Raw genomic sequence first — 14,175 nt, forward strand, 5'->3', positions numbered from 1 at the left:
AACGTGGGGGTGTGTGCAAGCGCTTTCTGCGCGGCGGGAGTCTGGCAAAGGGGCGGCAGAGCGTCAATGGATGCGACACGGTTCACGGCGGGGCCGCCCTGCGCGGGATGCGGGAGGTGCGTGTGAGGGGGAGTGGCCCGGCGGTCGTACGGGAAACTCGACCGCATGCGTACTGCGTACAGCGTGGAGACGGTCCGGAACGCCGAACGGGAGCTGATGGCGCGGCTGCCGGAGGGGGCGCTGATGCAACGCGCCGCCGCCGGGCTCGCCGCGGCCTGCGCCGACCTGCTGGGGCGGGTGTACGGCAGCAGGGTCGTGCTGCTGGTCGGCAGCGGCGACAACGGGGGTGACGCCCTGTACGCCGGTGCCCGGCTGGCCCGTCGGGGCGCCGGGGTCACGTCGGTGCTGCTCGCGCCGGAGCGGACGCACGCGGCGGGGCTCGCGGCGTTGCGGCGGGCCGGGGGGCGGGTCGCCCGGCCCGGTGAGGGCGAGGCGCTCGTGGAGGGCGCGGACCTCGTCCTCGACGGGATCGTCGGCATCGGCGGGAAGGGCGGACTGCGGCCGGATGCCGTGCCGTTGGCCGCTGCCGCCGGGCGGTCGAGGGGGGCCGTCGTCGCGGTCGACCTGCCGAGCGGTGTCGACGCCGGCACCGGGGAGGTGCACGGGGCCGCCGTACAGGCCGATCTGACCGTGACGTTCGGGACCCACAAGCCGGGGCTCCTGATCGATCCCGCCCGGGAGTACGCGGGGTCGGTACGCCTGGTCGACATCGGGCTGGAACTGCCCGCCGAGCCGGAACTGGAGGCGTTGCAGCACGATGACGTGGCCCGGCTGCTGCCGGTGCCGCGGGCGGAGAGCGACAAGTACCGGCGGGGCGTGGTGGGGATCGCCGCCGGGTCGGCGCGGTATCCGGGGGCCGCTGTGCTCGCCGTGTCGGGTGCGCTGCGGGGTGGCGCCGGGGCCGTGCGGTACGTCGGGCCGGCCGGGGACGCCGTCATCGCGCGGTTCCCCGAGACGCTCGTGTCCGACCAGGGGCCGAAGCACGCGGGCCGGGTGCAGGCGTGGGTCGTCGGGCCGGGGGCCGGGGACGACGCGGCGACGGTCGCGGAAGTGCTGGCGGCGGACGTGCCCGTGCTGATCGACGCGGACGGGTTGCGGCTGGCGGAGGCGGAGGTCGTGCGGGGGCGGCGGGCGCCGACGCTGATGACGCCGCACGCGGGGGAGGCGGCGGCGCTGCTGGGTGTGGAACGGGGAGAGGTCGAGGGCGGTCGGCTGGCGGCGGTGCGGGAGCTGGCGCGGCGGTACGGGGCGACCGTGCTGCTGAAGGGGTCCACGACGCTGGTGGCCGACTCGGGGGGTGGGGCGGTGCGGGTGAATCCGACGGGGACGGGGTGGCTGGCGACGGCCGGGAGCGGGGACGTGCTGTCCGGGCTGGGCGGGTCGCTGCTGGCGGCGGGGTTGTCGGCGGTGGATGCGGGGAGTGTCGGGGCGTATCTGCACGGGCTGGCCGGGCGGTTGGCGGCGGAGGGGGCGCCGGTGGGGGCGCATGATGTGGCCGACGCGGTGCCGGAGGCTTGGCGCAACGTTCTGGGGTGAGGGGGAGGTGTGCGGGGGAAGAGGGCTGCTTGCGGGTGCGGGTGCGGGTGCGGGTGCGGGTGGGTGCGGGTGCGGGTCGGTGGGGGCCGGTGTGGGGGTGGGTCGCCCCCTCCGCCCCCTCCGCCCCTTCCCGCCCCGAACCGGGGGCTGCCGCCCCCGCGCCCCCGCTTCGGCCTGAACGGCCTCGTCCTCAAGCGCCGGACGGGCTGGTGGGTGGCTGAGGTGGCGTCGTCGGGTGTGGGTGACGGGCTGGTGGGTGGCCGGGTGGCGTTGTCGCCGGGACCCGAACGCCGCCGGGAACCGCCCGGTGCGGACCTACCCCGTGGCGTGCGTGGATCTCGCCCGCCGACTGATGTGGGTGCAGATGGGCCGGCAGGTCGTGTTCGGGGCGGGCCCATCCGCAGCGGGCGGGCGGGGTACCGGACCCGGGCCGGGTGGCACACGGTCTGCTGGCGGCACAAGAACCACTGGTCGACGCTGTACAACACGCCCATGCCGTACTCCCGGTTCTTCAGCGGCGGGCAGGCCTTCCACGGCGTCCACGGCTTCTTTCACACCGCCGTCGGCTCGATGGGCTGCGTCCATCTCACCGTGGGCGACGCGCGGCGGCTGTGGGGCGTGCTGAAGAAGGGTGACCGGGTGTTCGTGTGGGGGCGGCGGCCCGGGACGTAGCGGATCTGCTGCCGGAGCCCTCTGAGACACTGGGCGCGATGAGCGAGAGAACAGCCCCGACCGCGCCCCTGCGGGCCCGTGCCGAGATCGACCTGGCCGCCCTGCGGGCCAATGTGCGGGCCCTGCGCGCCCATGCGCCGGGCGCGGCCGTGATGGCCGTGGTCAAGTCCGAGGCGTACGGCCACGGGGCTGTGCCGTGCGCCCGCGCGGCCGTCGCCGCGGGGGCGACCTGGCTGGGGACGGCCACGCCCGAGGAGGCCCTGGCCCTGCGGGCCGCCGGGCTGCCGGGCCGCATCATGTGCTGGCTGTGGACGCCCGGCGGGCCCTGGCACGAGGCGATCGAGGCCGATCTGGACGTGTCCGTCAGCGGGATGTGGGCCCTGGCGGAGGTCGTCGGGGCGGCCAGGGGAGCCGACCGGCCCGCCCGCGTGCAGCTCAAGGCCGACACCGGTCTCGGGCGGGGCGGCTGCCAGCCCGGGGAGGACTGGGCGGCACTGGTCCGGGAGGCGCTGCGGGCCGAGGCCGAGGGGCTGCTGCGCGTCACCGGGCTGTGGTCGCACTTCGCCTGCGCCGACGAGCCCGGGCACCCGTCCATCGCCGGCCAGCTCGCCGTGTTCCGGGAGATGGTCGCGTACGCCGAGGGGCAGGGCGTGCGGCCCGAGGTCCGGCACATCGCCAACTCGCCGGCCACCCTCACGCTCCCCGAGAGCCACTTCGACCTGGTCCGCACCGGCATCGCCACCTACGGCATCTCGCCCAGCCCCGAGCTGGGCACCCCGGCCGACTTCGGGCTGCGCCCGGTGATGACGCTGTCCGGCTCGCTGGCCCTGGTCAAGCACGTGCCGGGCGGGCACGGCGTCAGCTACGGCCACCGGTACGTGACGCCCGGCGCGACCACCCTCGGCCTGGTGCCGCTGGGCTACGCCGACGGCATTCCGCGGCACGCCTCCTCGGCCGGGCCGGTCCTGGTCGAGGGAAAGTGGCGCACGATCGCCGGGCGGGTCGCCATGGACCAGTTCGTGGTGGATCTGGGGGGCGACGAGCCCGCGGCCGGGGCGGAGGCGGTCCTGTTCGGACCCGGGGACCGCGGCGAGCCCACGGCGGAGGACTGGGCCCAGGCGGCCGGAACCATCGCCTACGAGATCGTGACCCGGATCGGAACGCGTGTTCCTCGCGTCTATGTGAATGAGGAACGGGACGGGTAACCCGCACGGGGAACCCGTCACGCGAGGAACATCAGTCACTCTGGCAACAGCAGGACCGTCCGGCCCACCGGTTCACTCGACCGGGTGAGCCACCCGACCAGCACCCGGCGAAGAGGAGCGGCACGTGAGCGAGAGCAGTGCGGAGGTCGTCGCGGACGTCGCCTCCGCGGCCGTCGCGGTCTCGGCCGCGGGGGCCGCGGGGGGCTGGCGCCGGGCGACCGGTATCGCAGGCGTGGCGATAGGCGTGGTGGCCGCGGGCGCGGCCGCCGGTGTCGCCCTGGAGCGCATGACGGTCGGCCGCGGCATGCGGCAGAAGGCCCGGCTCGCCCTGGACTCGGCGGGGCCGTACGGCTCCCTGCGGGGCATGCCCGGCAAGGCGTTCGCCGACGACGGCACGGAGCTGTACTACGAGGTCGACGACCTCGACGAGGAGGCCGCTCCCGCCGCCATCGGCCCCCGCCGCCGACGGCTCTTCGGCCGCAAGTCACCCGCTCCCGTCACCGTCGTCTTCAGCCACGGCTACTGCCTCAGCCAGGACTCCTGGCACTTCCAGCGGGCTGCCCTGCGGGGCGTCGTCCGGACCGTGCACTGGGACCAGCGCAGCCACGGCAGGTCCGGGCGGGGCGTGGCCCAGGGGCGGGACGACGAGCCGGTCACGATCGAGCAGCTGGGCCGGGACCTGAAGGCCGTCATCGACGCGGCCGCCCCCGAGGGGCCGCTCGTGCTCGTCGGGCACTCCATGGGCGGCATGACGGTGATGGCGCTGGCCGACCAGTACCCCGAGCTGATCCGGGAGCGCGTCGTCGGGGTCGCCTTCGTGGGGACGTCGTCGGGGCGGCTCGGCGAGGTCAACTACGGCCTGCCCGTCGCCGGGGTCAACGCGGTGCGGCGGGTGCTGCCCGGGGTGCTGAAGGCGCTGGGGCAGCGGGCCGAGCTGGTGGAGAAGGGGCGCCGGGCGACTGCGGACCTGTTCGCCGGGATCATCAAGCGGTACTCGTTCGCGTCCCGGGACGTCGACCCGGCCGTCGCCCGGTTCGCCGAGCGCATGATCGAGAGCACGCCGATCGACGTGGTCGCCGAGTACTACCCGGCGTTCAACGACCACGACAAGACCGAGGCGCTCGCCCACTTCACGGACCTGCCCGTGCTCGTCCTGGCCGGCGTGCAGGACCTGGTCACGCCCAGTGAGCACAGTGAGGCCATCGCCGATCTGCTCCCCGACGCCGAGCTGGTGCTGGTGCCGGACGCCGGGCACCTGGTGATGCTGGAACACCCGGAAGTGGTCACCGACCGCCTCGCCGACCTGCTCACCCGCACGGGTGCCGTGCCCGCAGGGGCTACCGTGAAGGGCTATGGAAGCACCAGCACCGCACAGCCCGGCTGAGCCCGGCTCCGTCCAGATCGTCGTCACGTCCCCCGAGCAGATGCGGGAGCTGGGCCGCCGGCTCGCGAAACTGCTGCGCGCGGGTGACCTGGTGATGCTCAGCGGAGAGCTCGGCGCGGGCAAGACGACGCTGACCCGTGGGCTGGGCGAGGGGCTCGGCGTGCGCGGGGCCGTCACCTCGCCGACGTTCGTGATCGCCCGGGTGCACCCCTCGCTGGGCGACGGGCCGCCGCTGGTCCACGTCGACGCCTACCGGCTTTCCGGCGGCCTGGACGAGATGGAGGACCTCGACCTCGACGTCTCGCTGCCCGACTCCGTGGTCGTCGTGGAGTGGGGCGAGGGCAAGGTCGAGGAGCTGACGGAGGACCGGCTCCAGGTCGTCATCCACCGGGCGGTGGGCGACACGACCGACGAGGTCCGGCAGATGACCGTCACCGGTGTGGGGGAACGCTGGGCCACTGCGGATCTGAGCGTCCTCGCTGCGTGATTCCCGCTCTCCCGGGGCCCGGGTGTGCGGTCATTCGATGAACGTTCCGACAAGACGTCGGCAAGATGTTGCGTTCGGCCTCTCGTGCGTGGTCACATGGTATCCAGTCCGTAGTTAGGTGTACCTAACTTCGTCGGCCCCGGTCCTTCGGGAGGCGTCCATGTCGGCTACAGAGAGCAAGGGGCAGCCGCAGCGGTTCGCGGTCGCCGGGGTGTCCATGCGCGACCTGCTGGCGGCCGGCGAGGCAGCGGCGCTGGTCTCCACGCCCCCGCGCGCTCCCGGCCCGGAGTTCTCGGAACGGACCCCCGAGCACCGGGAAGCGGCCTAGCCCCCATCAAGCCGAAGGGCCCTAGCGGACGACCACCACCGTGCGGCCGATCGTCGCGAACGTCCACATCGCGTCGCCGTCCGCGCGGGACTCGCGGATGCCGCCCGTGCGGACCTTCGGGTCGGGGGCGGGGGCCGGGGCGGCCGACTCGTTCACGGCCGCACTGAAGCCGATGACGACGCCGTCCACACTGGCGAAGCGCACCACGTGCTCGACCGGGACGCCGTCGGAGCCGGTGACCGCGTTCGAGCGGGACGTCACCGAGTAGCTGCCGGGGGCCGGGTCCACCGCGCTCGGCTCGACCTCGAACGTGCGGCTCACCGCCTCGTCCCCGGCGACCAGCCACACCCGGTCGCCGCGCAGCGAGTAGACGACCCGGGCGCCCTTGCCGGATGCAGGGGGCAGTGCGGTGGGATCCCTCTTGACCTGGGGCGCCTTCGACGTACCGGCCGCCGGTACGGCGCCCGTCCGCGCCGCTCTGCCCAGGCCGGCCGGGAGGGTCTCGGCCGCCTGGTGGGCGAGGTAGCCGACCGTCGCGAGGGCCGCGGCGGTGAGCCCGGCCACGATTCCCGAGCTGCTAGCTGCCACCCGCGTTCACCTCACGTCGTGCATCCCTGTCGTGACGGTAGGTGACGGTAGCAGCACGTGACGACCCGACAGGCGCGGCCGTGCCGGGCGCCGGGGAGCCGTAGGCTGTTTGCGTGCTCTTGCTCGCTCTGGATACCGCCACGCCCGCTGTCACCGTCGCCCTGCACGACGGACGCGATGTCATCGCCTCGTCGAGTCAGGTGGACGCGCGGCGCCACGGGGAACTGCTGCTGCCGGCGATCGACCGGGTGCTCGCCGAGGCCGGTCTGCGGCTCGACGCCGTCACCGGGATCGTCGCCGGGATCGGTCCGGGACCGTACACCGGGCTGCGCGTCGGCCTGATGACCGCGGACACCTTCGGCCTCGCGCTCGGTGTCCCCGTGCACGGCGTGTGCACGCTGGACGGCCTCGCCTACGCCGCCGACCTGGAGGGCCCGTTCGTCGTCGCCACCGACGCCCGCCGCAAGGAGGTGTACTGGGCCCGCTACGCCGACTCCCGCACCCGGGTCACCGACCCGGCCGTGGACCGGCCCGCCGACATCGCCGAGCAGGTCGCGGGGCTGCCCGCCGTCGGCGCCGGCGCGCTGCTGTACCCGGACACCTTCCCCAAGGCGCACGAGCCGGAGCACGTGTCCGCCGCAGCGCTCGCCCGGCTGGCGGCGGAGCGGCTGGCCGCCGGTGAGGAACTCCCGGCGCCCAGGCCGCTGTACCTGCGCCGCCCCGACGCCCAGGTCCCCAAGAACTACAAGGTGGTCACCCCCAAGTGACCGAGCCCGTGACGTGCACGCTGCGCGAGATGCGCTGGTGGGACATCGACCCGGTGCTGGAACTGGAACGGGACCTGTTCCCCGAGGACGCCTGGTCCCGGGGGATGTTCTGGTCCGAGCTGGCCCATGCGCGCGGACCCGAGGCCAACCGGCGGTACGTGGTCGCCGAGTCCGGCTCCGGGATCGTCGGCTACGCCGGTCTCGTCGCCACCGGCGAGCAGGCCGACGTCCAGACCATCGCCGTCTCCCGCGACCTGTGGGGCACCGGCCTCGGCGGACGGCTGCTGGCCGAACTGCTGCGGGCGGCCACCACCTTCGAGTGCGCCGAGGTGCTGCTGGAGTGCCGGGTCGACAACGTCCGCGCCCAGAAGCTCTACGAGCGCTTCGGCTTCGAGCCCATCGGCTTCCGGCGCGGCTACTACCAGCCCGGGAACGTGGACGCCCTCGTGATGCGCCTGACCTCCCCCGAGAACTCCGTACAAGGAACCGAGATCAATGGCTGACGAACCCCTCGTACTGGGAATCGAGACGTCCTGCGACGAGACCGGCGTCGGCATCGTCCGGGGCACCACCCTGCTGGCCGACGCCGTCGCCTCCAGCGTCGACGAGCACGCCCGCTTCGGCGGTGTCGTCCCGGAGGTCGCGAGCCGCGCCCACCTGGAGGCGATGGTCCCCACCATCGACCGCGCGCTGAAGGAGGCGGGTGTCACCGCCCGCGACCTCGACGGCATCGCCGTCACCGCCGGTCCCGGCCTCGCGGGCGCCCTGCTGGTCGGCGTCTCCGCGGCGAAGGCCTACGCCTACGCGCTCGGCAAGCCCCTCTACGGCGTGAACCACCTCGCCTCGCACATCTGCGTGGACCAGCTGGAGCACGGCGCGCTGCCCGAGCCGACCATGGCCCTGCTGGTCTCCGGCGGCCACTCCTCGCTGCTGCTGTCCTCGGACATCACCTCCGACGTCCGCCCGATGGGCGCCACCATCGACGACGCGGCCGGCGAGGCCTTCGACAAGATCGCCCGCGTGCTGAACCTCGGCTTCCCCGGCGGCCCGGTCATCGACCGGTACGCGAAGGAGGGCGACCCGGCCGCGATCGCCTTCCCCCGGGGCCTGACCGGCCCGCGCGACCCGGCCTACGACTTCTCCTTCTCGGGGCTGAAGACCGCGGTGGCGCGCTGGATCGAGGCCAAGCGGGCGGCGGGCGAGGAGGTGCCGGTGCGCGACGTGGCGGCGTCCTTCCAGGAGGCGGTCGTGGACGTGCTGACCCGCAAGGCCGTCCGGGCCTGCAAGGACGAGGGCGTCGACCACCTGATGATCGGCGGCGGTGTGGCCGCCAACTCCCGGCTGCGCGTCCTCGCCCAGGAGCGCTGCGACGCGGCCGGCATCCGGCTGCGCGTGCCGCGGCCCAAGCTGTGCACGGACAACGGCGCGATGGTCGCCGCCCTCGGCGCCGAGATGGTCGCCCGGAACCGGGCGGCGTCGAGCTGGGACCTGTCGGCCGACTCCTCGCTGCCGGTGACGGAGCCTCATGTCCCGGGCGACCACGACCACGTGCACGAGGTCAGCAAGGAGAACCTCTACTCGTGACGGTCGCGTTGATGTGGGAGGCCCGGGCCGTACCCGGGCGCGGCGAGGACCTGCTCGCCTGGGCCCGCGCCCAGGAGCTGCCCCACGCGCCGCTGCGCCGGGAGACCCTGCGCGCTCCCCAGGACCGGGTCCTCGTCCTCACCTGGTGGGACGCCCCCTACGACGCCGAGCTGCCCGAACTGCCCGAGCCCGACAGGGAGTTGGTCACCAGGGCGGTGCATCGCTGGCGCTTCGAGTCGGTGGCGGTCGACTGACCGGCCCGGTCACCCGAGGGCCGGGGACACCTCCGTCTCGCAGCGCAGCCGCCGGTCCGCTCCGGTCTCGCGGACCGGGCCCGTGAGCGTGAGGTGCGCCGTGTGGCGTACGTCCGTGCTGGACGCCGCCAACCGCAGTTCCAGGGCACCCGGTTCGACCACCCTGCGGCCCGAGCGGTCGGTGAAGGACGACAGGTCCGCGTGGAAGCGGAACGTGACCCTGGCCGCCTCGCCCGGTGCCAGTTCCACCCGCTGGTAGCCGATCAGCCGTACGTCGGGGCGGGTCACCGAGGCCACCGGGTCGTGCAGGTACAGCTGCACGACCTCCGCGCCCGCGCGCTCGCCCGTGTTGCGGACGGTCACCGACACGTCGTGGGAGCCGTCGGTGCCGAGCTCGGCCGGTTCGGCCGCCGGGCAGTCCTCCCAGGCGAACGCCGTGTACGAGCGGCCGTGGCCGAAGGCGTACAGCGGGGTCGGGTCGAGGTTGCTGACCTCGCCCGCCAGGCCCAGGGGCGGCTGGAGGTAGGTCCAGGGCTGCCCGCCGGGGACCTGCGGGACGCTGACGGGCAGGCGGCCCGAGGGGTTCACGCGGCCCGAGAGGACGCCCGCGACCGCCGGGCCGCCCTCCTCGCCCGGGAAGAACGCCTGGACGACCGCGCCGAGCCGGCCGTGCCAGCGGCCCAGGGCGTAGGGCCGGCCGGTCAGCAGCACCAGCACCACGGGGACGCCGGTGGCGACCAGCGCGTCCAGCAGGTCGCCCTGCACGCCCGGCAGTCCGAGATCCGTCGCGTCGCAGCCCTCGCCCGAGGTGCCGCGGCCGAACAGACCCGCCCGGTCGCCGAGGACCGCCACGCAGACGTCCGCCTCGGCGGTGCGGGCGATGGCCTCCTCGAATCCCCCGGCGTCCGGGTCCGTCACATCGCAGCCCCGCGCGAACGTCACCTTGGCGTCGGGGAGTTCGGTGCGCAGGGCGTCCAGGACGGTCGGGATCTCGATGCCGGCCGGCACCTCGGGGTGGTGGGTGAGGACGTGGGACGGGAAGGAGTAGCAGCCCAGCATGGCCAGGGCGTCGGCCGCCCGGGGGCCGACCACCGCGATCCGGGTATCGGGGGCCAGCGGGAGCAGGCCGTCGGGGTTGTCGAGCAGCACCACCGACTCCTCGGCCAGACGGCGGGCGAGGATGCGGTTGCCCGTCGAGTCGAGGTTGATCGCGGTGGCAGGCTCGGGGGTCCAGTCCTCGTCCAGCAGGCCCAGTTCGCACTTCTGGAGCAGGACGTTGCGGGCCGCCCGGTCCACGAGCTCCTCGGCGACCGCGCCCGAGCGGACCGCCTCCAGCAGCGGCCGGCCGTAGCACCTGACGGTGGGCAGTTCGACGTCGATGCCGGCGGTGAGGGCCGCGTGGGCCGCCTCGGCCGGGGTGCCGGCCACGCGGTGGAGGGTCTGGAGGAACGCGACGCCGAAGTAGTCGGCGACGACCGTGCCGGTGAAGCCCCACTCCTCGCGCAGGAGACGGGTCAGCAGCCCCGGGTCCGCGGAGGCCGGGACACCGTCCGTCTCGGTGTAGGCGGCCATCACCGAGCGGGCCCCGCCCTCGCGCAGGGCCATCTCGAAGGGCGGCAGGGTGACGTCGGCGAACTCGCGGACGCCGGCCCGCACCGGGGCGAGGTTGCGGGCACCGGCCGAGGAGGCGTACCCGGCGAAGTGCTTGAGCGTCGCGACGACCCCGGCCGACTCCAGGCCCCGCACGTACGCGGTTCCGACCGTGCCGACCAGGTACGGGTCCTCGCCGATCGTCTCCTCCACGCGGCCCCAGCGCGGATCGCGTACGACGTCCAGCACCGGCGCGAGCCCCTGGTGCACGCCGACCGAGCGCAGGTCGTGGCCGATGCGGCGGGCCATCTCCTCGACCAGCGGCGGATCCCAGGAGGCGCCCCAGGCCAGCGGGACCGGGTAGGCCGTGGCCCGCCAGGCGGTGAAGCCGGCCAGGCACTCCTCGTGCGCGATCGCCGGGATGCCGAAGCGCCCGGCCTCGGCGATACGGCGCTGGGCGCGGGCCAGTGCCTGCGCGCCCAGCGCCGGGTCGACGGGGGCGGTGCCGAAGGAGCGCGTGAGCTGGCCCAGCCCGTGGGTGATCAGCTCGGCCCATTCCTCGTCGGAGGCCTCGACGGTCATGTCGTGCTGGTGCGGAGCGACCCCGTCGCCGTCCGTCGCGGCGCCCACCCACACGCCGTACAACTGGGCGGTCTTCTCCTCCAGGGTCATCCGGGAGAGCAGGTCGTCGACGCGGGCGGCGGCGGGCAGCGCGGGATCACGCCAGGGCGCGGTGGTCATGAAGCTCCTGTCGGGTGGACGGACGGCCCTCTCACGAACGTTCCTACGAATGTTTCGTTATGAACTTCGAATGTTCCGGGAACCTATGGCGGTGCGAGGACTTCGTCAAGGGGGCCGACAGGGTTACGATCGCCGCCATGACATCCCCGGAGCCGGTTGAAAGCCGGACGCAGACCCGGACGCAGGGGCGCAGCGCGCAGACGGCGACGCTCGCCGAGATCGCCCGTGAGGCGGGCGTCTCGGCCCCGACTGTTTCGAAGGTCCTCAACGGCCGGGCCGACGTCGCCCCGGCCACCCGGTCCCGCGTCGAGGACTTGCTGCGCGCCCACGGCTACCGGCGCCGCCGTGCCGAGGCGACCCGCTCGCCCCTGCTCGACCTGGTCTTCCACGAGCTGGAGAGCGCCTGGGCGATGGAGGTCATCCGGGGCGTGGAGAACGTCGCCCGGGACGCCGGCCTCAGTGTCGTGCTGTCCGAGAGCGCGGGGCGGCTCACCCCCGGGCGGACCTGGGCCGACCAGGTCGCCGCGCGCCGGCCGCACGGCGTGATCCTGGTCCTGTCCGGGCTCGACGAATCGCAGCGGGCGCTGCTCACCAGCCGCTCCATCCCGTTCGTGGTGATGGACCCGGCCGGCGACCCCGGCGCCGACGTGCCGTCCATCGGCGCGACCAACTGGCAGGGCGGCCTCGCCGCCACCCGGCATCTGGTCGAGCTGGGCCACCGCAGGATCGGCGCGATCAGCGGGCCCTCGCAGATGATGTGCAGCCGGGCCCGGATCGACGGCTACCGGGCCGCGCTGGAGACGGCCGGGTTGCCGGTGGACCCCGCCCTGATCGCGACCGGCGACTTCCACCACGAGACCGGCTACCGGCGGGGCCTGGAACTGCTGCGCCGCCCTGACCGGCCGACCGCCGTCTTCGCCGGGAACGACCTCCAGGCGCTCGGGCTGTACGAAGCCGCGCGCGAGCTGGGGCTGCGCATCCCCGAGGACCTGAGCGTGGTCGGCTTCGACGACCTGCCGGTGGCGCCCTGGGTCGGGCCGCCGCTGACGACCGTACGGCAGCCGTTGACCGAGATGGCCGAGGCGGCGGCCAAGCTGGTCCTCGCCCTCGGGCGGGACGAGGGGGCCGAGGCGGCGACCCGGGTGGAGCTGGCGACGAGCCTGGTGGTGCGCAGCAGCACGACGGGGCCGGCGGGGGCGTAGGTGCTGTACGGGCGGGTTGTTCCGGGCGCCTGCACACGGCACCGAAGCCAATCGGTTGCACTACCGAAACTTTCGACGGTGTCCGGCCATGGGTTCTCCCCGGCTCACTCCGGGACCTGAAATCTGAGAATTTCCGAAGAAAAGGCGCCCTGAACTCCCTGCCCGTATTAATTCGGACTTATGTTCCTGCCCGTGACGGGACGCAACGGGGACGAGGCCGCGGACGTGGGCCGCCGGTCGAGAGCACTGAAGATCGCCGGCCTGGCCCTGGCGGGGACGCTGGTGCTGGGCGCCGGAGCGGCGGGCTGGGCCTACTGGCATCTCAACGACAACATCACCGGCGTCGACATCGACAACGCGCTGGGCGACGACCGGCCGCCGAAGCCGGTGACCACACCGGCGCCCTCGGCCCCGGCCCTGCCCGGCGAGGCCCTCAACATCCTGGTCCTCGGCTCGGACTCGCGCAGCGGCGAGGAGAACCGCAGGCTCGGCGGCGGCGACAGCTCCGGTGCCCGCTCGGACACGGCGATGGTCGTCCATCTCGACGCCGGGCGGACCAGCGCGACGGTGGTGAGCATCCCGCGCGACACCCTGGTCACCCGCCCGTCCTGCCCGCGCCCGTCCGGCGGGTCGACGGCGGTCGCCCATCACTCCATGTTCAACAGCGCGTACGAGGTGGGCGGTCCGGTCTGCGCGGTCAAGACGGTCGAGGAGCTGACGAACGTCCGCATGGACCACTACCTCGAAATCGACTTCTCCGGCTTCGCCAAGCTGGTCGACGCGCTGGGCGGGGTCACCGTCACCACGGACGAGGACATCGCCGACGAGGACAGCCATCTGCGCCTGAAGGCGGGCACGCACCACCTGGACGGCACCCAGGCCCTCGGTCTCGCCCGCACCCGGCACGGCATCGGCGACGGCAGCGACCTGGGCCGCATAGGCCTCCAGCAGAAGCTGGTGAAGGCCCTGCTGGAGCAGATCGCCGCCCAGGACCTGCTCACCGACCCGGCCAGGCTGTACCGCGTCGCGGACGCGGTGACGGCGGGTCTCACCACGGACACCGGCCTGGACTCCCTCGCCGAACTGACCCGGCTCGGACAGAGCTTGCAGGGCCTCTCGGCGAGCGGGGTGCGGACGGTGATGATGCCGGTGGTGCAGGCGCCGTCGGACCCCAACCGGGTGGTGGCGGAGGAGCCGGAGGCGAGGAAGCTGTGGGAGTCGCTGCGCTGACCTGCGGCAACGGCGTTCTGAAAGATTCCTCGCAGAAAATTTGGCGAGCGTGTCGATCCGGCGGCCTCCCGATCGACGCAGGGGTGAGAGCGGGGAAGGGCCCCGCTCCGATGACCCCGAGGAGTCACGATGCCGCGCTTTCTCACTCTGATCCGCATCGACGAGAAGAACGCCCCCGCCGAGGGCCCGAGCCCTGAACTCATGGAGCGGATGGGCAAGCTGCTGGAGGAGATCACCAAGGCCGGGGTCATGCTCGACACGGCCGGGCTCACGCCGACCTCGGACGGCAGCCGGGTGACCTGGGAGGGCGGGCAGCTCTCCGTCACCGACGGGCCGTTCACCGAGTCCAAGGAGGTCATCGGCGGCTACTCGATCAGCCAGTGCAAGGACAAGGCCGAGGCGATCGAGTGGACCAAGCGGTTCCTCTCCCTGCACGAGGACTACTGGACGATCACCGCGGAGGTCCGGCAGATCGCCGAGGACTGACGGGTTCCGCTTGGCCGGGCGGCACCACGGGTGTCTGATGGTGGGCTGTGACCCCGCAGCC

The 14,175-nt window shown here is 73.7% G+C and carries 14 protein-coding genes and 1 pseudogene; 13 read left to right on the top strand and 2 right to left on the bottom strand.

What is annotated here, in order from left to right; translation table 11 throughout:
* Positions 1-165: 165 nt before the first annotated feature.
* The 6 genes and pseudogenes from AB0E85_RS06615 to AB0E85_RS06640 all read left to right on the top strand — a co-directional run bounded on the left by AB0E85_RS06615 (position 166) and on the right by AB0E85_RS06640 (position 5,672).
* Positions 166-1,596: an NAD(P)H-hydrate dehydratase gene (locus AB0E85_RS06615; RefSeq protein ID WP_361923211.1), complete on the top strand. Its 1,431-nt coding sequence runs from the start codon at positions 166-168 to the stop codon at positions 1,594-1,596.
* A 274-nt stretch (positions 1,597-1,870) separates the two neighbouring features.
* Positions 1,871-2,268 (top strand): annotated as a pseudogene (locus AB0E85_RS06620) (L,D-transpeptidase); the annotation flags it as partial.
* A 38-nt stretch (positions 2,269-2,306) separates the two neighbouring features.
* The gene (gene alr, locus AB0E85_RS06625; protein ID WP_361923214.1) at positions 2,307-3,473 is read left to right on the top strand and encodes an alanine racemase; all 1,167 of its coding nucleotides are present in this window, start codon (positions 2,307-2,309) and stop codon (positions 3,471-3,473) included.
* A 124-nt stretch (positions 3,474-3,597) separates the two neighbouring features.
* On the top strand, positions 3,598-4,857 hold the full coding sequence (locus AB0E85_RS06630; RefSeq protein WP_361923217.1) for an alpha/beta hydrolase: 1,260 nt from the start codon (positions 3,598-3,600) through the stop codon (positions 4,855-4,857).
* Positions 4,826-5,344, top strand: coding sequence for a tRNA (adenosine(37)-N6)-threonylcarbamoyltransferase complex ATPase subunit type 1 TsaE (gene tsaE, locus AB0E85_RS06635; protein WP_161369453.1), 519 nt, complete (start codon positions 4,826-4,828; stop codon positions 5,342-5,344). The genes AB0E85_RS06630 and tsaE overlap by 32 nt, the downstream gene beginning before the upstream one ends.
* A gap of 160 nt (positions 5,345-5,504) precedes the next feature.
* Complete coding sequence (locus tag AB0E85_RS06640) at positions 5,505-5,672, top strand: hypothetical protein (protein ID WP_361923220.1); 168 nt, start codon at positions 5,505-5,507, stop codon at positions 5,670-5,672.
* A gap of 21 nt (positions 5,673-5,693) precedes the next feature.
* On the opposite strand, the gene AB0E85_RS06645 is transcribed toward AB0E85_RS06640, so the two are convergent.
* Positions 5,694-6,260 (bottom strand): hypothetical protein, encoded by a 567-nt coding sequence (locus AB0E85_RS06645; RefSeq protein WP_361923223.1) that lies wholly within the window; start codon positions 6,258-6,260, stop codon positions 5,694-5,696.
* Positions 6,261-6,373: 113 nt separating this feature from the next.
* Here AB0E85_RS06645 and tsaB point away from each other — a divergent pair, with 113 nt between their 5' ends.
* Genes tsaB through AB0E85_RS06665 form a run of 4 tightly spaced genes read left to right on the top strand, consistent with a single transcriptional unit; the run spans position 6,374 to position 8,865 of the window.
* Positions 6,374-7,027 carry a tRNA (adenosine(37)-N6)-threonylcarbamoyltransferase complex dimerization subunit type 1 TsaB gene (tsaB, locus tag AB0E85_RS06650; protein WP_361923226.1) on the top strand — a complete coding sequence of 218 codons (654 nt, stop codon included), beginning with the start codon at positions 6,374-6,376 and terminating at the stop codon, positions 7,025-7,027.
* Positions 7,024-7,530, top strand: coding sequence for a ribosomal protein S18-alanine N-acetyltransferase (gene rimI, locus AB0E85_RS06655; RefSeq protein WP_361923229.1), 507 nt, complete (start codon positions 7,024-7,026; stop codon positions 7,528-7,530). Before tsaB ends, rimI begins: the two co-directional genes overlap by 4 nt.
* A complete protein-coding gene (gene tsaD, locus AB0E85_RS06660; RefSeq protein ID WP_361923232.1) occupies positions 7,523-8,611 on the top strand; it encodes a tRNA (adenosine(37)-N6)-threonylcarbamoyltransferase complex transferase subunit TsaD in 1,089 nt (362 codons plus the stop codon). Before rimI ends, tsaD begins: the two co-directional genes overlap by 8 nt.
* Positions 8,608-8,865, top strand: coding sequence for a hypothetical protein (locus AB0E85_RS06665; RefSeq protein WP_361923235.1), 258 nt, complete (start codon positions 8,608-8,610; stop codon positions 8,863-8,865). Before tsaD ends, AB0E85_RS06665 begins: the two co-directional genes overlap by 4 nt.
* 9 nt (positions 8,866-8,874) lie before the next feature.
* Here the strand turns inward: AB0E85_RS06665 and AB0E85_RS06670 are convergent, their stop codons facing one another.
* Entirely contained in the window at positions 8,875-11,196 is a 2,322-nt protein-coding gene (locus tag AB0E85_RS06670) for a glycoside hydrolase family 3 N-terminal domain-containing protein (protein ID WP_361923243.1), read from the bottom strand.
* 137 nt (positions 11,197-11,333) lie between these two features.
* On the opposite strand from AB0E85_RS06670, the gene AB0E85_RS06675 reads away from it, so the two are divergent.
* The 3 genes from AB0E85_RS06675 (at position 11,334) to AB0E85_RS06685 (ending at position 14,114) form a co-directional block, all read left to right on the top strand.
* Positions 11,334-12,398 carry a LacI family DNA-binding transcriptional regulator gene (locus AB0E85_RS06675; protein ID WP_361923246.1) on the top strand — a complete coding sequence of 355 codons (1,065 nt, stop codon included), beginning with the start codon at positions 11,334-11,336 and terminating at the stop codon, positions 12,396-12,398.
* Positions 12,399-12,578: 180 nt separating this feature from the next.
* A complete protein-coding gene (locus AB0E85_RS06680; RefSeq protein ID WP_361923249.1) occupies positions 12,579-13,628 on the top strand; it encodes an LCP family protein in 1,050 nt (349 codons plus the stop codon).
* 129 nt (positions 13,629-13,757) lie between these two features.
* On the top strand, positions 13,758-14,114 hold the full coding sequence (locus tag AB0E85_RS06685) for a YciI family protein (RefSeq protein ID WP_033311567.1): 357 nt from the start codon (positions 13,758-13,760) through the stop codon (positions 14,112-14,114).
* Positions 14,115-14,175: the final 61 nt, after the last annotated feature.

Source organism: Streptomyces sp. NPDC029044 (assembly GCF_040637495.1).
Lineage (GTDB): Bacteria > Actinomycetota > Actinomycetes > Streptomycetales > Streptomycetaceae > Streptomyces.